The sequence below is a fragment of the Bacillus sp. SDLI1 genome (assembly GCF_001553895.1).
In the GTDB taxonomy this organism is placed as follows: domain Bacteria; phylum Bacillota; class Bacilli; order Bacillales; family Bacillaceae; genus Bacillus; species Bacillus siamensis.
In genome coordinates, this window is the sequence record NZ_CP013950.1 from 2298921 (window position 1) to 2318771 (window position 19851).

The window sequence follows — 19851 nt, forward strand, 5'->3', positions numbered from 1 at the left end:
TGGAAAAAATGGAAGAATACATTATGGTTATCGGCGCTCATCCTGATGATGAACTATTGGGATCAGCGGGCACCATAAAACGGCTGATTAATGAAGGATATAAAGTAATTTCCGTTATTACGGCATTAGGAAGAAAAGAAGAAGCTCATCATATTAAACAATTAGGCGAACGTGCGAATCAGGAGCTTGGAATTGAGAACGTCATCTTTTTGGAGCATACGAATTTAGAATTGGAATGTATCCCTCTTCATAAGCTTGTCAAAGAATTAGAACAGCTCATTCGCGTCTATCAGCCTGATAAAATCTTTACTCATCATTACGGCGATATCAATATGGACCATCAGAAAACATTCCAAGCAGTTTTAACAGCCGCCAGACCTCTTCCGGATCAAAAGCCGATTGAACTGCTTACGTTTGAAACGCTGTCTTCAAGCGAGTGGGAGAGGAATACGGCTGATAAACTCTTCAAGCCCAATTACTTCGTCAATATCACAGATACGATGGACGCCAAACTCGCGGCGCTTCACCACTACGACGTAGAAATGAGGGATTACCCTCATCCCCGTTCATATGAAGGCGTTAAACATTTAGGAAGAGTCAGAGGGATGACAGCGGGTGTGGAATACGCCGAAGCATTTGAAGTGGTGCGGAGGATCTGGAAATGAACAAGACATTTTCCGTCCCCTATCCGTATATGGTCCAGACGCTTGACCGCTACTACGGGGTCAAAACGCGCCCGCAAAAAAAGAAAGTCATAAAGACACAGATGAAACATGCAGATCAAATTCCGCCGGTATACAGGAAAAAGAAGAAGTTATCCATTTTGATTGCCACGTTTTGGGACTACCCGCACACGGGCGGTTTATCAAACTATATTAAAACGCTTAGTGAAGGACTGAGAAAAAGAGGTCATAAGGTGGATGTCATATCTCCTAATCTGTTTCCTTCCGCACAGGTAGAGGCACTGCGGGAGGCTGTTGTTCCGAAGTTAAAAGATTTCTTTAAAGACAGATACGGGGATTATAACGATCATATTTTGAGAAATAATCGGCTGATGTTTGTATACGAGCAAATGCTTCAAAAGATTCCTTTGGAAAGATATGATGTGTTCCACGCTCAAGATTTATTTACAGCCAATATGTTAGGCAGGTTCAATCAAATCTATAAAAAACCTTTATTTTTCACACCGCATGGCATGTTTACTTTCAACAGACTTAAATTTCACATATTTAAAAAAGGCTCGGTAGAAGAGATTTATTATAAAACATTAGAGATGAAAGCCATTGAATACGCAGACCGCCTGATTATTATCAGCGATACGTTCCGCAGGCCGCTCATGAAGCTCGGAGCAGAACAGAAAGACATGACAACGGTGGTCACGGGAATTGATTACGATACAAAAACAGGCTGGAAAAAGAAAATCCCGTTACCGAAAAATAAGATTATCATCTCGTGTATTGCAAGATTAGGCCCGAGAAAGGGACATAAGTATTTGCTGGAGGCACTCTCGCGAATTCCGTCTGATGTACTTGATGATGTGGAAGTGCTGATCGCAGGAGACGGAGAGACAAGGAGAGCCCTGGAGGAACAGGCTCGAAAACTGAAACTATCAATGGTCTCCTTTTTAGGAAAAAGAGACGATGTTCCTGCTATTTTGAATATGACGGACATATTCGTACTGCCGACCATTAATGATAGTCTGCCCATTTCGATTATTGAAGCGATGTTCAGCGGCACGGCTATCATCGCGACCGATTGCGGGGGCATCCCGGATCTCATCCGCCATAACAAAACAGGGCTTATTGTCGAGCCGGGAAATGCAGAGGCGCTTGCCCGGGCTTTAACGTTTTTTATCACTAACAAATCTGCGCGGAAAAAAGCTGCTTTAAATGCAAAGGCCTACGCAGAGAAGCATTTAAGCAGCGAGACGATGATAAGAAATATTGAATCCATTTATCAAAATACCATCAAGCTCGGAGGGAAATGATGAAACACGAACATGCGGCCGTTGTACTTGATTTCAGTGCAAACGGGATCGGGATGATTCGAAGCCTGGCCCGAAGAGGAATAGATGTTTACGCGTTTGACACGGAGGAACCTTATCGTATCGGAAGATCAAGATTGGCAGATTGCGGGGTCTGTCCCAGCCCTTTAACACAAGAGAAAGAACTGCTGACATTTCTGACTGATTTCGGGAAGCGATTTCAAGTAAAACCGGTTCTGTACGCAGGATCTGATGATTATGCGGGATTCATATCCAAATTCCGCGACACATTAGCCGGTTTTTTTTTATTTTTGCTCCCGAGCCGCTCTCTGTTAGAGGCGGTTTTAGATAAAAGCAAAGCATATGAATTAGCGATGAAGCACAACATTCCCTGCCCGAAAACCTTTTTTCCGAACAATCAGGATGAACTGGAAGAGGCCATCGCCAATATTGACTTCCCGTGTATTTTAAAACCGGTGGCCGGCCATGAATACAGAAAAAAAGTAAACAAAAAAGCAATAGTGATGAAGGATGCTGCACAATTGCGCAGGGAGTTCAGCTCCTACAGAGAAAATGGAGAACTGCTCGTGCAGGAGATCATTCCCGGAGACAATCAATGTTTTTACAAAGTGGCGACTTTTTATGATGACCAAATGAAGTTAATGGGCTTGTTTTCTCTGCAAAAAAACCATCAATTTCCCGCTGATTTTGGCGCTGGGGCTCATGTCGTGAGCAAACGGGTTCCTGAATTAATTGAGAAGACCCTGCCGTTTTTTGAAGCGATTCAGCTGAAAGGAGTAGGCATGGCGGAATTTAAAAAGGATCCGCGGGACAATGTTTACAAGTTTATAGAAATAAATCCGCGCTTTTGGCTCAGCCATAGCCTGACGGAACCTGCAGGCGTTCATTTCGTTTACATGTACTATCTGTATTTGACCGGACAACATGTAAAGCCTCAGCTCGAACAAAAAGAAGGAATCAGTTGGATTTATGAGGTGCGTTACTTCTTAACATTTTTGAAGAAACGAAAAAGAGGAGAAATGACGTTCCGGCATTTTTGGAGAGGGTTTAAAGGAAAAAAAGAATATGCCCTTTTTACTTGGAATGACCCGATGCCGTTTATCAGAAACACTTGGTCCCATCTCAAAAACAGCTGGAAACGGAAGCGGAAGGAAGATCGGCATGGTTGAAAAGGATCGTTTGTATGCTGCGTTTCAGAAACTGAGAATTGACGAAAAACTATCGTATTCACTTGGCGAAAAGGCGGCTGTGAATCCGGACGGCATCACATGTCTGAAATCAACGGACAGAAGCGCCATTTATAAACTGCTTGTGAAAAAGAAATCCGGGACCGTACCGCTGATCTTGAAGGTGTATAAATCTTCCCGTGAAAAAAACGCGGTCGAGATTAATATATACAGTAAAGCCCGTTCTGTCTTAGGGGATTTGCTGCCGGAAATCTATCTTATAGAAGAAAGTCATCATGAAACATGGATATTTATGGAGTTTGTCAGCCAGATCAGGGGTCAGCTTACATTTCATCCTAAGCATTTCAAGTATATTATTCCGTCTGTCGCAGAACTGCACAGCCGCACCTTTGAAAACAAGAAAATTTCTGAGGGGAAATGGCGGTCATGGCTCCCGGTATATGAATCGGAAACGATGAGGAAGGGGCGTAAAAAGCAGATCAAAAAGACAGCGGAATTATTGGATAGGGCCCTTAAAGATGAACGTACAAAAGATATCGTTAAGCCTCATTATCGGCAGATCTCTCACTTGCTGGAGCAAAAAGGACCGGATTTTTTCCCTGAATTGATACAAAACGGCTCGGCCATTACACATGGCGATCTTCATATGCAGAATATCTGCACCCATGACGCGTCCGGCCATGAACCGTGGGACATTCAATTCATCGATTGGGAATCAGCAAAATACGCGCCGGTATGGTTCGATATGACGGTTCTGGTTGAGATTCTGCTCGGCTTCAGAAAAGATTGGAGCCGCCACGCAGAAGACATTCGGACGTATTGCGTAAAAGTGTATGCGAAAGAAATGAAAAAGCGGGGCATTCATTTTGAGACGCCCCCTATGACGCTTTATAAAATGGCTTATGTGCAGAGAACCCTTGAGAAAGGGCTTCATACCCAATTGCGGAGAATATTCGACAATCGGGGAGGAGAGCTGCTGCCCTATCATGCAGACAAAGTGTCACAATGGGGACGGGAATTAGGTTTATAGGTTTGAGAGAGGGGGAGCGGGTTTGAGAGAGGAGATCGGGAGGCCGTGCAGTCTGGTGCCTCCTGCCTTATTGCGCGTCATGGATCAATTTTATGGCATCGGCCATCAAGATGAACAAGAGCTGCATTCATTTTGTGCGGAAAGAAAAAGCTCCCCCAAAAGAAAAAGGCCGTTGCGTATTTTGTACGCAACTTTTCTCAAGTACCCGAATGTCGGAGGATTGGCGAGCTATATCACGTCAGTTAAGACAGGTTTTGAGCGCGCCGGTCATCAGGCGGATGTCATCTCGCCCCTTCAAATGCCGCCATCCTTTTTTCATGAAGATATTCCGCGTGCCGCTGATGAAGTCAGAGTGTTTCTTCTTGGCAGATACGGCGCCGCAAACGAAAAACTCATCAAAAATCTCAGCTATTTACATGTCTTTCAACGATTTTTGATGGAAAAGGATTTAGAGCAATACGACCTGTTTCATGCACAGGATTTGTTTGCGGTATTTTTGCTGGGACACCTTAATCAAACGTATCGGCGTCCTCTTTTCTTCACGCCGCATGGACATTTTACGAAAAGCCGGATGAAGTTTCATAAAATCCAAAAGGGCTCAATTGAAGAGGCATACTTCTCTGAAATAGAAAGACAGGGCATTCGGGCTTCGGATAAAATCATTACCATCAGCGACTCCTTTCACGCGCCTCTTCTGGAGTACGGTGCAAAAGAAACACAGCTGACGACTGTTTATACCGGCATTGACATCCGGGATGCACCCGAGCCAAAACGTGCTGAGAAGCTCGTGATTGCGTGTGTTTCCCGTCTGACAGAGCGAAAAGGACATGACGTGCTGCTGGACGCCCTCGCACAAATCCGGCAGCACTTATACGGAGCCGAGATATGGATCATCGGAGACGGGAAAATGCGGGGTTTTCTTGAAGAGAAGAGACGGAAACTGGGTCTTTCAAATGTGTTTTTCTTCGGAAAACGGTGTGATGTGCCGGCACTTTTGGCTGAATCGTCTATTTTTGTTCTGCCTACATTGAATGATAATTTTCCCATAGCGATCATCGAGGCGATGTTCTCGGGGCAGGCCATTGTCGCAACTGACTGCGGGGGGATCCCTGAGATGATCCGGCATGAGAAAACAGGCCTTATCTGTCAGCCCGGCAGCATCCGGGAGCTTGCCGATGCCCTCTTAAGACTGATTACGGATCAAGCTCTCAGAGAACAGTTCGGAAAAGCAGCAAAGACCTATGCCGGTCAGCATCTGCGCCAAGAAAACATGATTTCAAAAATAGACAGTATTTATCAATCATTTTTTTAAATGAGTGATTAAGGGCAAAGTGAAAAGGCTGGGTTTTGAATATCCAGCCTTTTTTCCGGTCTTATGCTTGGATCTCGCCTTGTCCGGCCGTCATTCCTTATTTACCTATAAGAAAAAGAGGCAGAAAGCCATTGCTTCCGCCTCCCGCACATATATATGAGGGAACAGCCTTTATTTTTGATCGTTCTCTTTTTGGACTTCAGCTAATTTGGCAAGCAGAATGTGCTGAGGCATGTGCATGATTCTTTCAAGCGGCATATTCAGTGATTCTGCAAGCTTTTGCGCCGTTTCAGCGGAAATTTGCAGCGGTTTCATGTGATCACTCCTTCCGTTTCTTTATTGTACTAAAATCAAAATTCTATCGTAAGAGGATATGACAAAGAAATGGAGGTTTGATAAGCCTGGCTTTATAACAGAATGGGGGAGGTTTTTTATGCAATCGCCATTGATGTTATTACAGCTGAAGCTGGCTGATTATCAGAAAAAAGCCGCAGAACTGCGGACAATTGACGAATTTATCATGCTGAAACAGACATTGCAGGAAATGATGAAAGTATTCGCCGCCTGTGAAGAATGGGATCTGTATCAAAAAACGGCTGATCTCATGGCGCAGACGGTGCTGCATATCCGCTTCATCGAATAAGAAAAGCCCTCGCGCGGGCGAAGGCTTTTCTTAAAAGGAACGTTCCTCTTCAATGTTTTTATGCTGATCATAAATGACAAGCTTAGCCGGGCTGTTCTCTTTCGCCATCTGCTCCGCTTTTTCAATCGCCGCGTCCTTTGATGTACAAAGAGCCGTCGGCGCCACATTCTCTGCCTTCACAAACCATCCGTCTGCATCAATACTTGGTGTTACTGCATATGTCTTCATCCTTCTTCCCTCCTGGGTTTGATTTGTTTATTTGTTTCCCGGCATTCGGAACGGCAAAACACATAACCCTCTCCTGACAAATACAGGGAAAGTGATATTTTTCTATTCTTTTTCATGAGAAATGGTAAAATGGAGTTTGGATATTTTTTAAGGAGAGGACGGTGCTTAGCATGACAGACCTTCTGAATGATCGGCTGCCGCCGCAAAACATAGAAGCTGAGCAGGCCGTGTTAGGTGCTGTTTTTTTACAGCCGTCTGCGTTGACACTGGCTTCTGAAGTGTTGATTCCGGATGATTTCTACAGAATGTCACATCAAAAAATTTACAATGCCATGCTCGTGCTCGGAGACCGCGGCGAACCGGTTGATTTGATCACGGTAACGTCAGAGCTTGCGAATACCGATTTGTTAGAAGAGGTGGGAGGCGTTTCTTACCTGACGGATATCGCGAATTCCGTTCCGACAGCGGCTAATATAGAATATTACGCGAAAATCGTTGAGGAAAAATCAATTCTCCGCCGTTTAATCAGAACGGCGACCTCGATCGCCCAGGACGGGTATACGCGCGAGGATGAAGTTGAAGATTTATTAAGCGATGCGGAAAAAACGATTATGGAGGTTGCGCAGCGAAAAAACTCGGGCGCCTTCCAAAATATTAAAGATGTGCTTGTGCAAACATATGACAATATTGAGCAGCTTCACAACCGGAAAGGCGATATTACCGGGATTCCGACCGGCTTTATTGAGCTTGACCGGATGACGGCGGGTTTTCAGCGAAATGATTTGATTATTGTCGCAGCCCGTCCGTCCGTGGGGAAAACGGCGTTCGCCTTAAATATTGCGCAAAACGTGGCCACCAAAACGGATGAGAGCGTCGCGATATTCAGTCTTGAGATGGGAGCCGAGCAGCTTGTCATGCGTATGCTCTGCGCCGAAGGAAATATTAACGCCCAAAATCTCAGAACGGGAAATCTGACGGAAGAAGATTGGGGCAAGCTGACGATGGCGATGGGAAGCCTGTCAAACAGCGGTATCTTTATAGATGACACCCCAGGCATCCGCGTCAGCGAAATCCGTTCAAAATGCCGCCGGCTGAAGCAGGAAAACGGATTGGGAATGATTTTAATTGACTACTTGCAGCTTATTCAGGGAAGCGGCCGTTCAAGTGACAACCGCCAGCAAGAGGTATCGGAAATTTCAAGGGCGCTAAAATCGCTGGCACGGGAGCTTGAAGTTCCGGTCATCGCCCTGTCTCAGCTCTCCCGGGGTGTTGAGCAGCGGCAGGATAAACGTCCGATGATGTCAGATATCCGTGAGTCAGGAAGTATTGAGCAGGATGCCGACATCGTCGCCTTCCTGTATCGTGATGATTACTATGATAAAGAATCCGAAAACAAAAACATCATCGAAATCATTATCGCCAAACAGCGTAACGGCCCGGTGGGCACCGTCTCACTGGCTTTTGTGAAGGAATACAATAAGTTCGTAAACCTGGAAAGACGCTTTGATGACGGCGGTGTTCCGGCAGGTGCGTAAAGCCTCAAGCAATGTCTTGAGGCTTTTTTTCATCCGAAAGAATGAGAGAATGCCGTCCGTTCGGCAGTCGATAAAAAGAAAGCGCTTTTATATAATGGCATCAAGGGAGGAATGATGATGACAATTGCATTTCCGCAATTCCAAGCGGCGCAAATCCGGATTGCCCGGCCGACCGGACAGCTTAAAGAAATCATCAGGTTTTATGAAGAGGGCCTCGGACTGAAGAGGGTCGGCAGCTTTTCCGGACATAGAGGCTACAGCGGCGTCATGTTCGGCCTGCCCCATACGCAATATCATTTAGAATTTACCGAAGAAACGGGCGCGTCTCATCCGGCGCCCGTTCCGCACGGCGACAGCCTGCTTGTCTTTTACATCCCGGATTCTCAGGAGGTCATTCGCATCAGCACGAGGTTAAAGCAGATGGGATATGAAGAGAAAGAACCCGAAAATCCGTACTGGGAAGAAAAAGGCGTGACCATCGAAGATCCTGACGGCTGGCGGATCGTTTTGATGAATACAAACGGCATATAAATGACTGTCTGAAGAACCCGGGCTACGGGTTCTTTTTCATGTTAAAGTATGAAAGTTTCAGGAGTAATAGATAACAAATGAAAGAGAAAACGCTTTTAAACGGAATTAAGGCGAACAAATATAGAATGATAAGATTTTAATGTTCGGATTTACGATTGACTTTCTGTTTCGGCACTGATACACTTAATTTGTTTGAATGAGATATCGTTTTGAAAGGTTAACGGAGGTGCACGGATATATGTCTTCAGTAGTCGTAGTAGGTACGCAGTGGGGCGATGAAGGAAAAGGTAAAATTACAGATTTCCTATCAGAAAATGCAGAAGTGATCGCACGTTATCAAGGCGGAAACAATGCAGGACATACCATCAAGTTTGATGGCGTCACGTACAAGCTTCATTTAATCCCATCAGGAATTTTTTATAAAGAAAAAGCGTGTGTCATCGGGAACGGAATGGTTGTTGATCCGAAAGCGCTCGTAACGGAGCTTGCGTATCTTCATGAACGCAATGTGAGCACGGATAACTTGAGAATCAGCAACAGAGCCCACGTGATTCTTCCGTATCATCTGAAACTGGATGAAGTAGAGGAAGAACGCAAAGGGGCCAATAAGATCGGCACAACGAAAAAAGGCATCGGACCTGCTTATATGGACAAAGCGGCGCGGATCGGCATTCGGATCGCAGACCTGTTAGATCGCGACGTGTTTGCAGAAAAGCTTGAGCGGAACCTTGAAGAGAAAAACCGTCTTCTTGAAAAAATGTATGAAACGGACGGCTTCAAAATTGAAGATATTCTGGATGAGTATTATGAATACGGCCAGCAGATTAAAAAGTATGTATGCGATACATCCGTCGTCTTAAATGACGCGCTGGATGAAGGCCGCCGTGTCTTATTTGAAGGCGCTCAAGGGGTTATGCTTGATATCGACCAAGGGACATACCCATTTGTCACTTCATCCAACCCGGTCGCCGGAGGGGTGACGATCGGTTCAGGCGTTGGCCCGACAAAAATCCAGCACGTCGTCGGTGTATCGAAAGCGTACACAACCCGTGTCGGTGACGGTCCTTTCCCAACTGAGCTGAAAGACGAAATCGGAGATCAAATCCGTGAAGTCGGACGCGAATACGGCACAACGACAGGACGCCCTCGCCGTGTCGGCTGGTTTGACAGCGTTGTTGTCCGCCACGCCCGCCGCGTCAGCGGAATCACAGATCTTTCTCTGAACTCAATTGATGTGCTGACTGGCATTGAAACGCTGAAGATCTGTGTCGCTTACCGCTACAAAGGTGAAGTGATTGAAGAATTCCCGGCAAGCCTGAAAGACCTCGCTGAGTGTGAACCGGTATATGAAGAAATGCCTGGCTGGACGGAAGATATTACAGGCGCAAAAACGTTAAGCGACCTTCCTGAAAACGCGCGCCATTATCTGGAACGCGTGTCTCAGCTGACAGGTATTCCGCTTTCTATTTTCTCTGTCGGTCCTGACCGTTCACAAACGAACGTCATCCGCAGTGTATACCGTGCTAACTAAGGATTTACAGCAGACAAGCCTCCGTGACCGGAGGCTTGTTTTTTTATGTAGGAAAAAAATAATAGATTTTTTTCAAAAAAGTAGTTGCCACTTTCGAATGTTCTATGATATTATAAATCTCGTTGTTACGGAACAGCTTCAATAGAGTACTGCAAGAAAGCTTTTGTCTGAATGCTCTATGATACATAATCCGACACATCAAGAGCCATTAGCTCAGTTGGTAGAGCATCTGACTTTTAATCAGAGGGTCGAAGGTTCGAGTCCTTCATGGCTCACCACTTTTTATGGCCCGTTGGTCAAGCGGTTAAGACACCGCCCTTTCACGGCGGTAACACGGGTTCGAATCCCGTACGGGTCATTGATTTACTTTAGCGTTATTGCTAACTCCTTATTTGTCCTGGGAGGACCGCCACGATACGGTTCCCCGGACAAATTACTGTAAGGTCCGGTAGTTCAGTTGGTTAGAATGCCTGCCTGTCACGCAGGAGGTCGCGGGTTCGAGTCCCGTCCGGACCGCCATTTTACTTTACTTTATAGTATAGAAAAGAAACATCTGGCTCGGTAGCTCAGTTGGTAGAGCAACGGACTGAAAATCCGTGTGTCGGCGGTTCGATTCCGTCCCGAGCCACTTACCCAAACGCATCTGCAATAGTAGGTGCGTTTTTTCTTTGTGATAAAAAAAGGGAGAGCCGGCTTTTCAGCCGGCCCAGAAGAAGACGTCAAACAGTAGACGGCGTTTTTTTTCGTGAGGTTTCAAAAAAATATTATTTTTTAAAAGAAAATAAAAAACATGACAAAAGGATGGCAGTTCAATACGTTTTTGCGCTGTTCTCTTTAATTTTTTTATCTTTTGACCTGAAACCGTTATAATAGACAGGGAACGTTTTTCACGATCCGAATTGTGATCATCATGAAACATCAATAGATGAAATGAAGTCATTCTGGCAGGAGGAAAATCAAGATGATGGATAAGAAAATCCTTGTAGTCGATGATGAAAAACCGATTGCAGATATATTAGAGTTTAATTTAAGAAAAGAAGGCTATGACGTGCACTGTGCGTACGACGGAAACGAAGCCGTGGAAATGGTGGAGGAGCTTCAGCCTGATTTAATTCTATTAGATATTATGCTTCCGAATAAAGACGGAGTTGAAGTGTGCCGGGAAGTCCGGAAAAAATATGATATGCCGATTATTATGCTGACGGCAAAAGACTCGGAGATTGACAAGGTCATCGGACTTGAAATCGGAGCGGATGACTATGTCACTAAGCCTTTCAGCACGCGTGAGCTTCTGGCCCGCGTTAAAGCTAACCTGCGACGCCAGCTTACGGTTGCGCCGGCTGAGGAAGAATCAGCTTCTAATGACATTCATATCGGTTCTCTCGTCATCTTCCCTGACGCTTATGTCGTATCAAAAAGAGAAGAAACGATCGAGCTGACCCATCGTGAATTTGAATTGCTGCATTACTTAGCCAAACATATCGGACAGGTCATGACGCGTGAGCATCTGCTGCAGACTGTGTGGGGCTATGACTATTTCGGTGACGTGAGAACGGTGGATGTGACAGTTCGCCGCCTTCGCGAGAAAATCGAGGATAATCCGAGCCATCCGAACTGGATCGTCACAAGACGGGGTGTCGGTTATTACTTGAGAAACCCTGAACAGGACTAACCGGCGATGAATAAGGTTGGTTTTTTTCGGTCGATTCAATTTAAGATCACGCTGATCTATGTGCTTCTTATTATCATTGCCATGCAGATTATCGGCGTGTACTTTGTGAAACAGGTGGAGAATTCTCTTCTCAAGTCCTATGAATTATCGTTAAATCAGCGGATTGATAACCTTTCCTATTATATTGAGCAGGAATATAAAGGGGACAATGACGGCACCGTCATTAAAGACGACGTCAAGCGTATTTTGAATGATTTTACGAAAAACAATGAAATACGGGAAATTACCTTTGTTGATAAAAGCTATGAGGTCGTCGGTTCTTCGAGGCCTTATGGCGAGGAAATAGCGGGGAAACAGACGACTGACCCGATTTTTAAACGGATTTTCTCTACAAAACAGGCCTATTCAAAAAAATATTATGATCCTAAAAGCAAAAACAGAGTGCTGATTTCGGCAAAACCGGTCATTACAGAGAATCAGGAAGTTGTCGGCGCGATATATGTCGTGGCCAGTATGGAAGATACCTTTAACCAAATGAAAACCGTCAACTCGATCCTTGCTTCAGGAACAGGCTTAGCCCTCGTTCTGACGGCTCTTCTCGGTATATTTCTCGCCCGGACCATTACCCATCCGCTTTCGGATATGCGTAAGCAGGCGATGGAACTGGCAAAAGGGAATTTCTCCAGAAAGGTTCGAAAATACGGGCATGATGAAATCGGTCAGCTCGCAACGACTTTCAACCATCTGACGAAAGAGCTTGAAGATGCCCAAGCCATGACGGAAGGGGAGAGAAGAAAGCTTTCTTCCGTTATCGCGTATATGACGGACGGCGTCATCGCCACGAATCGCAACGGGGCTATTATTCTGTTAAACAGCCCTGCGCTTGAGCTGCTGAATGTTTCACGTGAAACGGCTTTAGAGATGCCGATTACGTCTTTATTGGGCATAAAAGAGAACTTTACATTTGAGGATTTAGTAGAACAGCAGGACTCCATGCTGCTGGAGATCGAACGTGACGATGAAACGACTGTGCTGCGGGTCAATTTTTCCGTTATTCAGAGAGAGCACGGAAAAATTGATGGTTTAATCGCGGTTCTTTATGATGTCACCGAGCAGGAAAAACTCGATCGCGAGCGCAGAGAATTCGTTGCGAATGTGTCCCATGAACTTCGGACACCGCTGACGACAATGCGAAGCTATCTAGAGGCGCTTGCAGAAGGCGCGTGGGAAAACAAAGAGATCGCTCCGCGTTTCTTAATGGTGACCCAAAATGAAACTGAGCGCATGATCCGATTGGTGAATGATCTGCTTCAGCTGTCTAAGTTCGACAGCAAAGATTATCAGTTTAATCGAGAGTGGATTCATATGATCCGCTTTATGTCTCTGATTATTGACCGTTTTGAAATGACGAAAGAACAGCATGTCGAATTTATCCGCGAGCTGCCGGACAGAAATCTGTACGTGGAGATTGATCAGGATAAAGTGACGCAGGTTCTCGATAATATCATTTCTAACGCATTGAAATACTCACCGGAAGGCGGACATGTCACCTTCTCAGTCGATGTGAATGAGAAAGAAGAGCTGCTCTACATCAGCGTAAAAGATGAAGGGATCGGCATTCCGAAAAAAGATGTGGAAAAAGTATTTGACCGTTTCTACAGGGTTGATAAGGCGCGGACGAGAAAGCTAGGCGGCACCGGACTCGGCCTTGCGATTGCAAAAGAGATGGTTCAGGCGCACGGCGGGGACATTTGGGCCGACAGTGTAGAAGGCAAAGGCACGAAGATTACATTTACTCTTCCATATAAAGAAGAGCAAGAGGATGATTGGGATGAGGCGTGAAAATATAAAAACAGTCATACTGTCGGTGCTAGTCGTCATTAGTCTTGTTTTAACATGGGGAATTTGGACATTCCAGCCCAATTTCTCAGAAGGCACGGCCTCAACCAAATCGACTGTCCGGGAAAAGCATAAAATTGATAAAACGAGCCAAAAAATGTCGCAAACGGTAAAACCCCGGGATATGTTCATTCATACAAACGGCTCTCATTATAAAGTGGTTGATGAAACGCTCTTTAATGACCTGTGGGCGGATTTGCCGCAATGGGAAGTAAAAGGGATGAAGGATATTTCTGATCAATACGACAAACTCGGTTTTAAAAATTGGCTTTACGGCAGAAATGGGAATTCGGCAAAGCTTGATCTGCAATTCAATGACACCATTCCGATTGATTTCTTCCAAACGATGTTTAAATGGTCGAATCAGTCAATGGAATACAGCTCATTTGACCATATTGTCATTCCGTTTAATGAGAATAAGCCGAATAAGAAGATTTACATGGTCTCTTACAGCAAACAGCTGATTCTGGAAGTGACTGTCGAATCGGCAAATTACCGCAATCTGATGAACGAGCTGTACAGCAAAAAATCGAGTATGCCGTTATACCACCTCTATTCGGTCGGGAAAAGCAAAGAATTTCTCATGCCAAATGCGCGGTTTAATATGAAGGAAAAAGAATTTATCACTGAAACCATTAAGACGAACCTGTTTAAGCAGACGCTCTTTAACGATCCGAGCACGGTCAGAGAGGACCCGAATTACAATCGGAACGTGCTGACTGACGGAATCAGCCGTCTGGAAATCAATTCGACGCAGCGGCAGATACAGTTCCAGCACCGGAACCTGGCGCAAAGCGCTTCTTACCAAACGGGAGAGCTGATTAAGAAAAGCTATAAATATTTAGAGGATACGGGGAGCTGGACGGATCATTATCAATTTTTCAATGTGAGTGATAACCAGCAGCTGAGTTTCTACATGTTTAAAGATCAAATGCCTGTCATCAACAGCACGTCTAAGCCTTTCGGATCCGGGCCTGTTATAACCCTGCAATGGGCCAATGACGAGGTTCTCAGCTACAAGCGGCCGAACTATGTTCTCGGGCCGAATCCGATTAAAACAAAAGACGTAAAAATGATGAGCGGCAATGAGATTGTGTCTCTGCTGGAGCAGCAGGATAAATACGATGTGAACAAAATCGACCAGATCTTCCTGTCCTATCAAATGGTATCTTCGTCAACGAATGATCTTGTTGAGCTGGAACCCGTCTGGAGTATGAAAATCAACGGGAAGATCGTTCCGATTACGAAAGATCTGCTGGGGAAGGAGGAGGACGATAATGGAGTGGAATAAGACAAAAACGATCTTCATCATTGCCTTCCTCATCCTCGATATTTTTCTCGGCTATCAGTTTTTTGAAAAACGCTCAAGCAGTGAATACGAAGTGATTAAAAATTCAAATGTGGAAAAAGACATGGAGATGGATCATATCACATTCGGCAACCTGTCCTCTGATTCCGCGACGGGCTACCGGCTGACGGCGGGCCAAAAGGTATTTACCGCGGAAGATATTGATGCCTTGAAGGATCAAAAGCCTTTAATGGAGATGCCGGCGGATGATCACAAGGTCACGACGCTGAAAATGAAATTTACCGATCCGGTCGGTTTATCGAAGCAAAAACCGCAGGATGATGCCGAATCGCTCGTGAGCTCTAAAATAACCGGCGGTGAAAAATATAAACTGTGGAAAGTCGACAAGGATCAAAAACAGATCATTTTTTACCAGACGTATGACGGACAGTTTATTTATCAGGATTTTGACTCGTCCACGGATGCGATCGGACAGGTGATTCTGCATCTGAACGATAAAAACGAGGTCGTGTCTTACGAGCAGACCATGCTGGAGTCATTCAAGCGAATCCAGACGGAAAGCCTGATTCCTGAGCTGGATGCGGTCGAATTATTGTATTCTCAAAATTACTTAAAAGCGAATTGCGCCGTCAAAAGCGTCAAATTCGGCTATATTGCCCAATACCCGCTGACAAGTACGCAGGTGCTGGCGCCGGTATGGAGAATTACAATTGAAGATAAGTCAAAAGGGACGAAGAAAAAGACACAGCAAACGTACACTGTGAATGCTTTGGAAAGCACAGTCATTGATAACAATCAAAATAAATAATGGAGTGAGAACAAATGAGCTTGCAATTTAGCGTTCTTGCGAGCGGGAGTACCGGAAACGCGTTTTATCTGGAGACAGAGGAGCACTCTTTTCTGGTGGATGCCGGCCTGAGCGGTAAAGCGATGGACGGGCTGATGGAGAGAATCGGCCGCAAGATAGACGACGTGGACGGCATCTTTGTCACTCATGAGCACAGCGACCATATTAAAGGGCTCGGCGTCATTGCGAGAAAGTACGGTCTTCCCGTCTACGCTAATGAAAAGACGTGGAAAGCGATGGAGAATCAGATCGGCAAGCTGGATACCGGACAAAAGTTTTTGTTCCCGATGGAAAGCGTGAAATCTTTCGGCGGGCTTGATGTTGAGTCATTCGGCGTCTCTCATGACGCGGCCGAGCCGATGTTTTATGTTTTCCATTACCAAGGCAGAAAGCTCGCGCTGATGACGGACACCGGATATGTGAGCGACAGAATGAAAGGCATTATCCGTTCGGCCAATGTATTTGTGTTTGAAAGCAACCATGACGTCGGCATGCTGCAAATGGGCAGATACCCTTGGAGCATTAAGCGGCGGATTTTAAGCGATGTCGGCCACGTCTCAAATGAAGACGCGGCGCTCGCCATGACCGATGTCATCGGCGACGGCACATCACGCATTTATTTGGCGCATCTGAGCCAAGACAACAATATGAAGGAACTGGCGAGAATGTCCGTGCAGCAGACATTGGCTGCGAAAGGATTTGTCGCGGGGGAAACGTTTCAATTATTTGATACCGATCCGAAAATCCCGACGCCGCTGTGCGCCGTGTAATTTTTCCAAATGAATCATGATTATTAATCCGCGATATAACCCACACTATAAGCAAATTGAGTTCTCTTGAAAGGATTTGAGATAGGGTGGATTATAATCGCGATGATGAACAGTACGCCCCCGAACAGCCCCGCCGCAGCAAGAGAGGATACTTCCTTTCTAGTCTGATCGGCGTCATCGTCGGGGCCGCGCTCATGGCTTTACTGCTGCCGTACTGGACAGGCGGAGACCATGGTGAAAGCAGCAAAGGCGCCAATCAGCGTATCGGCAGCGAACAAGTGAAAACAGTCAACGTAAATGTCAATGATGCTGTCACGAATATGGTCAGCCGTGTATCGGATTCGGTAGTCGGCGTTCTCAATATCCAAAAGACCGATATTTGGGGAGAGGGCGGCGAAGCGGGAAGCGGGTCCGGTGTCATTTACAAAAAGAACGGAAACACTTCTTATATCGTAACCAATCACCATGTCATTGAAGGTGCGACTGAGATTGAGATCAGTCTGAAAGATGACTCGCGCGTGCCTGCCGAACTGATCGGGAGCGACCGTCTGATGGATCTGGCCGTGCTGAAGGTGAAGTCTGATAAAATCAAATCGGCCGCCCAGTTCGGCAATTCCGATCAAGTCAAAGTCGGAGAACCGGTCGTGGCGATCGGAAATCCGCTCGGGCTTGAATTTGCGGGCTCAGTGACACAGGGAATCATTTCTGGCAAGGAAAGGGCGGTGCCCGTTGACTCAAACGGCGACGGACAGCCGGACTGGAATGCGGAAGTGCTGCAGACCGACGCCGCGATTAATCCCGGCAACAGCGGCGGCGCTTTGATGGATATATCGGGTAAGGTGGTCGGCATCAACTCAATGAAGATTGCCGAATCCGCCGTTGAAGGGATCGGCCTGTCCATCCCTTCAAAGCTTGTCATTCCCGTTATTCAGGATTTAGAAAAATACGGAGAAGTCAGACGGCCTTTCCTCGGTATCGAGATGAAATCTTTAACGGATATTGCGAGCTACCATTGGAGCCAGACGCTGAAACTTCCGAAAGGTGTTAAAACCGGGGCGGTCATTATGGGTGTCGACGCGTTTTCACCGGCCGGCAAAGCAGGGCTGAAAAAGCTTGACGTGATCACCGATTTCGACGGTCATAAGGTCAATGACATTGTGGACCTTCGTGAACGTCTGTATCGAAAAAAGATCGGCGACCGTGTGAACATCACGTTCTACCGTTCAGGAAAGAAAAAAACAGCGGAAGTCAAACTGACAGAAGCGGATCGATTAAAGAAATAAAAAAACAGCCCGGACATCCGGGCTGTTTTTTATTGATTTATTTGTTAATATTATACTATTATGAAACAGGGAGGTGAAACACATGAAAACGGCTGATGTGGTCATCGTATTGAACGAAATCGAGGGTGAATGCGAAGGAAGAATTAGTTTAGAATGCAGAATATAAGAAAATGAAACATGTCATATCAAACGTCCTTTTTCAGGGCGCTTTTTTTATGCCGTTTTTCACTGAAGGCGGGGCGCAACACGCTCAGTTGAAAATAGGCAGAAACAGACTGATGCTGCAAAATTGAAGCGGCAGGTGAAATTATTGTGATGTGCAGACTGCACCGTTTTCGGTATTGACTTTAACCAATTCAGCTTAGATTCCGTTTTGTTTCAGATAAAAGCGAATAATAGAAGAGGAAGCGAAAAAAATAAACACAGGCTGATACATCTAAGGAGAGACTGCATCATGAATAAGTTCAAAGGCATCCGGCTGCTGAGTGCAGACGGCGGGTCTGCACTCATTGATTTGATAACGATGGGGCTTCACCACGGAACGGTTCTCGGAGCATATATTCGCTCTTTACGCGAAAAGCTGAGGGACAAAGAGCACAAGGTGCGGGGCGCCGGATGCAGGGCGGACCTGAGATGAAGCGGAGAAAGCTGTACAGAACCCTGCGATTCCAGCTCCTGTTCAGGTCACTGGCGATTTTGGCCCTGCTGTTATGCTTCATCGGCGGCACTCAGTACATGTTTATGGCACGGACGATGTATGAAAATCAGGCGATCAGCATCCAGAGCTATATCCATTCAATGAATCAAAGTGTATGGAGGTCAATCAAAACCCTTGCCCGTTCCGAAACACCGGCCCACCCGAATTTGATTTACCCCGGGATGACGGCTGCTTTTATCAATCCATCATACAAGATGTCTGTTTTATCAGAAGACCCGCAAGCGGGAGCCGCCCCATCTTTTCCGAAAAACGTGTATCGGGATGCGCTGACAGACCCCATGGCGCTTCACTATCAGGTGGCTCACAATAAAGCGGGTAAGGAAATCATCGCCGTGTTTCAGGCGATTTCCGTTGACGGAAGACAGGCGGGAGTTGTGCAAATGAGCACGCTGACACAGCCTCTGAATGATTCGCTTTTCCGCCAGATCGGCATTTTTGCGGTGCTTTCTTTTGCGGCTCTGGTCATCGGACTGTTTGTTTTCTTACCGATGATCCGGCTCACACTCAAGCCATTATCGCGCATTGGGCGTATGCTGGATGACATCAATGCCGCCAGTCTCGATAAACGGCTGCCGATTGATAAAAGGCATGCAGAAATGGAGTCGCTGGGCATATCCATCAATCAGATGCTGGGACGGATTGAAACCGCGTTTCAGGCGGAAAAAGAAGCGAAGGAGCGCATCCTGCAGTTTGTATCAGACACGTCACATGAGCTGAGAGCACCGCTTACCTCCATTCACGGCTTTATTGAAATTTTAATGCGCGGAGCGGCGGAGAAGCCGGAGCAGAAAGAAAAAGCGCTTCAAAGTCTGTACGCGGAATCCGCCAGAGCGAATAAGCTGATAGAGGACCTTCTGTTTCTCGCGAAGATGGACCGGGACCCGAGCTTTGAAATGAAAAAAGGCGCGCTGGGAGACGTCATTTTGGAAATGGAGGCTCAGCTGAGGCTGCTGGCGGGAAAACGGAAGCTCGAGTTTTTTGTCGATCAAAAGATTGAAGCCGTTTTTGACAAAGACAAAATGAACCAGGTCATTCTCAATCTTTTTTACAATGCGGTGCAGCATACGGATGAAGAAACGGGCGTCATCACCGTCTCCCTGCAGAAAGACGGCGGAATCATGCTCATGATGGCGGACAACGGGACGGGCGTCGCCCCGGAGCATGTGCCTCATTTGTTTGACCGGTTTTACAGGGCAGAAACCTCCCGATCCCGTAAATACGGCGGCACCGGGCTGGGTCTTGCCATTACAAAAACCATTATCGACAGCCATAACGGAACAATTGAAGTGAAAAGCGAGCAGGGAAAAGGCTCCGTGTTCGTAATCCGGCTGCCGGGGTAAGCCTGCTGATT

General features: G+C 46.1%; 19 protein-coding genes and 4 tRNA genes. 21 read left to right on the top strand and 2 right to left on the bottom strand.

The genetic code is table 11. The annotated features are described in order from the left end of the window. The first annotated feature begins 8 nt into the window (after positions 1-8). From AUL54_RS11045 to AUL54_RS11065, 5 genes are read left to right on the top strand one after another with little or no spacing between them, the layout of a single operon-like run. Positions 9-665: a PIG-L deacetylase family protein gene (locus AUL54_RS11045; RefSeq protein WP_060963831.1), complete on the top strand. Its 657-nt coding sequence runs from the start codon at positions 9-11 to the stop codon at positions 663-665. Next, positions 662-1987, top strand: a complete 1326-nt coding sequence (locus tag AUL54_RS11050) for a glycosyltransferase family 4 protein (RefSeq protein ID WP_060963832.1) — start codon at positions 662-664, stop codon at positions 1985-1987. Before AUL54_RS11045 ends, AUL54_RS11050 begins: the two co-directional genes overlap by 4 nt. After that, a complete protein-coding gene (locus AUL54_RS11055; RefSeq protein ID WP_060963833.1) occupies positions 1987-3174 on the top strand; it encodes a carboxylate--amine ligase in 1188 nt (395 codons plus the stop codon). Before AUL54_RS11050 ends, AUL54_RS11055 begins: the two co-directional genes overlap by 1 nt. Continuing rightward, positions 3167-4222: a phosphotransferase gene (locus AUL54_RS11060; RefSeq protein ID WP_060963834.1), complete on the top strand. Its 1056-nt coding sequence runs from the start codon at positions 3167-3169 to the stop codon at positions 4220-4222. The genes AUL54_RS11055 and AUL54_RS11060 overlap by 8 nt, the downstream gene beginning before the upstream one ends. A 22-nt stretch (positions 4223-4244) precedes the next feature. Beyond that, positions 4245-5534: a glycosyltransferase family 4 protein gene (locus AUL54_RS11065; RefSeq protein WP_060963835.1), complete on the top strand. Its 1290-nt coding sequence runs from the start codon at positions 4245-4247 to the stop codon at positions 5532-5534. A 171-nt stretch (positions 5535-5705) separates the two neighbouring features. Here the strand turns inward: AUL54_RS11065 and AUL54_RS20715 are convergent, their stop codons facing one another. Next, positions 5706-5849: a YycC family protein gene (locus tag AUL54_RS20715; protein WP_016937365.1), complete on the bottom strand. Its 144-nt coding sequence runs from the start codon at positions 5847-5849 to the stop codon at positions 5706-5708. Positions 5850-5967: 118 nt separating this feature from the next. On the opposite strand from AUL54_RS20715, the gene AUL54_RS11070 reads away from it, so the two are divergent. Beyond that, positions 5968-6177 (top strand): hypothetical protein, encoded by a 210-nt coding sequence (locus AUL54_RS11070; protein ID WP_060963836.1) that lies wholly within the window; start codon positions 5968-5970, stop codon positions 6175-6177. 30 nt (positions 6178-6207) lie between these two features. Here AUL54_RS11070 and AUL54_RS11075 read toward each other — a convergent pair whose 3' ends face one another. Then, positions 6208-6405 (bottom strand): DUF2188 domain-containing protein, encoded by a 198-nt coding sequence (locus AUL54_RS11075; RefSeq protein ID WP_016937367.1) that lies wholly within the window; start codon positions 6403-6405, stop codon positions 6208-6210. Positions 6406-6575: 170 nt separating this feature from the next. On the opposite strand from AUL54_RS11075, the gene dnaB reads away from it, so the two are divergent. From dnaB to AUL54_RS11155, 15 genes are all read left to right on the top strand, one after another. Further along, positions 6576-7940 (top strand): replicative DNA helicase, encoded by a 1365-nt coding sequence (gene dnaB, locus AUL54_RS11080; protein WP_016937368.1) that lies wholly within the window; start codon positions 6576-6578, stop codon positions 7938-7940. Positions 7941-8057: 117 nt separating this feature from the next. Then, positions 8058-8471, top strand: a complete 414-nt coding sequence (locus tag AUL54_RS11085; protein WP_060963837.1) for a VOC family protein — start codon at positions 8058-8060, stop codon at positions 8469-8471. A 238-nt stretch (positions 8472-8709) separates the two neighbouring features. Further along, entirely contained in the window at positions 8710-10002 is a 1293-nt protein-coding gene (gene purA, locus AUL54_RS11090) for an adenylosuccinate synthase (RefSeq protein ID WP_060963838.1), read from the top strand. A 202-nt stretch (positions 10003-10204) separates the two neighbouring features. Further along, positions 10205-10280 (top strand) — tRNA-Lys (locus AUL54_RS11095). Between the two features lie 8 nt (positions 10281-10288). Further along, a tRNA-Glu gene (locus tag AUL54_RS11100) sits at positions 10289-10360 on the top strand. Between the two features lie 84 nt (positions 10361-10444). Continuing rightward, a tRNA-Asp gene (locus AUL54_RS11105) sits at positions 10445-10521 on the top strand. Between the two features lie 36 nt (positions 10522-10557). Next, a tRNA-Phe gene (locus AUL54_RS11110) sits at positions 10558-10630 on the top strand. A gap of 336 nt (positions 10631-10966) precedes the next feature. Further along, positions 10967-11674 carry a cell wall metabolism DNA-binding response regulator WalR gene (gene walR / locus AUL54_RS11120; RefSeq protein ID WP_004393104.1) on the top strand — a complete coding sequence of 236 codons (708 nt, stop codon included), beginning with the start codon at positions 10967-10969 and terminating at the stop codon, positions 11672-11674. A 6-nt stretch (positions 11675-11680) separates the two neighbouring features. Next, positions 11681-13516 carry a cell wall metabolism sensor histidine kinase WalK gene (walK, locus tag AUL54_RS11125; protein ID WP_016937371.1) on the top strand — a complete coding sequence of 612 codons (1836 nt, stop codon included), beginning with the start codon at positions 11681-11683 and terminating at the stop codon, positions 13514-13516. Beyond that, entirely contained in the window at positions 13506-14864 is a 1359-nt protein-coding gene (gene yycH / locus AUL54_RS11130; RefSeq protein WP_060963840.1) for a WalRK two-component regulatory system regulator WalH, read from the top strand. The genes walK and yycH overlap by 11 nt, the downstream gene beginning before the upstream one ends. Next, entirely contained in the window at positions 14851-15690 is an 840-nt protein-coding gene (locus AUL54_RS11135) for a two-component system regulatory protein YycI (RefSeq protein ID WP_016937373.1), read from the top strand. Before yycH ends, AUL54_RS11135 begins: the two co-directional genes overlap by 14 nt. A gap of 14 nt (positions 15691-15704) precedes the next feature. Continuing rightward, entirely contained in the window at positions 15705-16499 is a 795-nt protein-coding gene (locus AUL54_RS11140; RefSeq protein WP_016937374.1) for an MBL fold metallo-hydrolase, read from the top strand. An 86-nt stretch (positions 16500-16585) separates the two neighbouring features. Continuing rightward, positions 16586-17782, top strand: coding sequence for a S1C family serine protease (locus tag AUL54_RS11145; protein ID WP_060963841.1), 1197 nt, complete (start codon positions 16586-16588; stop codon positions 17780-17782). 454 nt (positions 17783-18236) lie between these two features. Then, the gene (locus AUL54_RS11150; RefSeq protein WP_060963842.1) at positions 18237-18419 is read left to right on the top strand and encodes a hypothetical protein; all 183 of its coding nucleotides are present in this window, start codon (positions 18237-18239) and stop codon (positions 18417-18419) included. Then, the gene (locus AUL54_RS11155; protein ID WP_060963843.1) at positions 18416-19840 is read left to right on the top strand and encodes a sensor histidine kinase; all 1425 of its coding nucleotides are present in this window, start codon (positions 18416-18418) and stop codon (positions 19838-19840) included. Before AUL54_RS11150 ends, AUL54_RS11155 begins: the two co-directional genes overlap by 4 nt. Positions 19841-19851 lie beyond the last annotated feature (11 nt).

Coding starts and splice junctions, on each gene's coding strand:
- AUL54_RS11045 (WP_060963831.1), top strand. CDS start 9: ATGGAAGAATACATTATGGTTATCGGCGCTCATCCTGATGATGAACTA.
- AUL54_RS11050 (WP_060963832.1), top strand. CDS start 662: ATGAACAAGACATTTTCCGTCCCCTATCCGTATATGGTCCAGACGCTT.
- AUL54_RS11055 (WP_060963833.1), top strand. CDS start 1,987: ATGAAACACGAACATGCGGCCGTTGTACTTGATTTCAGTGCAAACGGG.
- AUL54_RS11060 (WP_060963834.1), top strand. CDS start 3,167: ATGGTTGAAAAGGATCGTTTGTATGCTGCGTTTCAGAAACTGAGAATT.
- AUL54_RS20715 (WP_016937365.1), bottom strand. CDS start 5,849: ATGAAACCGCTGCAAATTTCCGCTGAAACGGCGCAAAAGCTTGCAGAA.
- AUL54_RS11070 (WP_060963836.1), top strand. CDS start 5,968: ATGCAATCGCCATTGATGTTATTACAGCTGAAGCTGGCTGATTATCAG.
- AUL54_RS11075 (WP_016937367.1), bottom strand. CDS start 6,405: ATGAAGACATATGCAGTAACACCAAGTATTGATGCAGACGGATGGTTT.
- dnaB (WP_016937368.1), top strand. CDS start 6,576: ATGACAGACCTTCTGAATGATCGGCTGCCGCCGCAAAACATAGAAGCT.
- AUL54_RS11085 (WP_060963837.1), top strand. CDS start 8,058: ATGACAATTGCATTTCCGCAATTCCAAGCGGCGCAAATCCGGATTGCC.
- purA (WP_060963838.1), top strand. CDS start 8,710: ATGTCTTCAGTAGTCGTAGTAGGTACGCAGTGGGGCGATGAAGGAAAA.
- walR (WP_004393104.1), top strand. CDS start 10,967: ATGGATAAGAAAATCCTTGTAGTCGATGATGAAAAACCGATTGCAGAT.
- walK (WP_016937371.1), top strand. CDS start 11,681: ATGAATAAGGTTGGTTTTTTTCGGTCGATTCAATTTAAGATCACGCTG.
- yycH (WP_060963840.1), top strand. CDS start 13,506: ATGAGGCGTGAAAATATAAAAACAGTCATACTGTCGGTGCTAGTCGTC.
- AUL54_RS11135 (WP_016937373.1), top strand. CDS start 14,851: ATGGAGTGGAATAAGACAAAAACGATCTTCATCATTGCCTTCCTCATC.
- AUL54_RS11140 (WP_016937374.1), top strand. CDS start 15,705: ATGAGCTTGCAATTTAGCGTTCTTGCGAGCGGGAGTACCGGAAACGCG.
- AUL54_RS11150 (WP_060963842.1), top strand. CDS start 18,237: ATGAATAAGTTCAAAGGCATCCGGCTGCTGAGTGCAGACGGCGGGTCT.
- AUL54_RS11155 (WP_060963843.1), top strand. CDS start 18,416: ATGAAGCGGAGAAAGCTGTACAGAACCCTGCGATTCCAGCTCCTGTTC.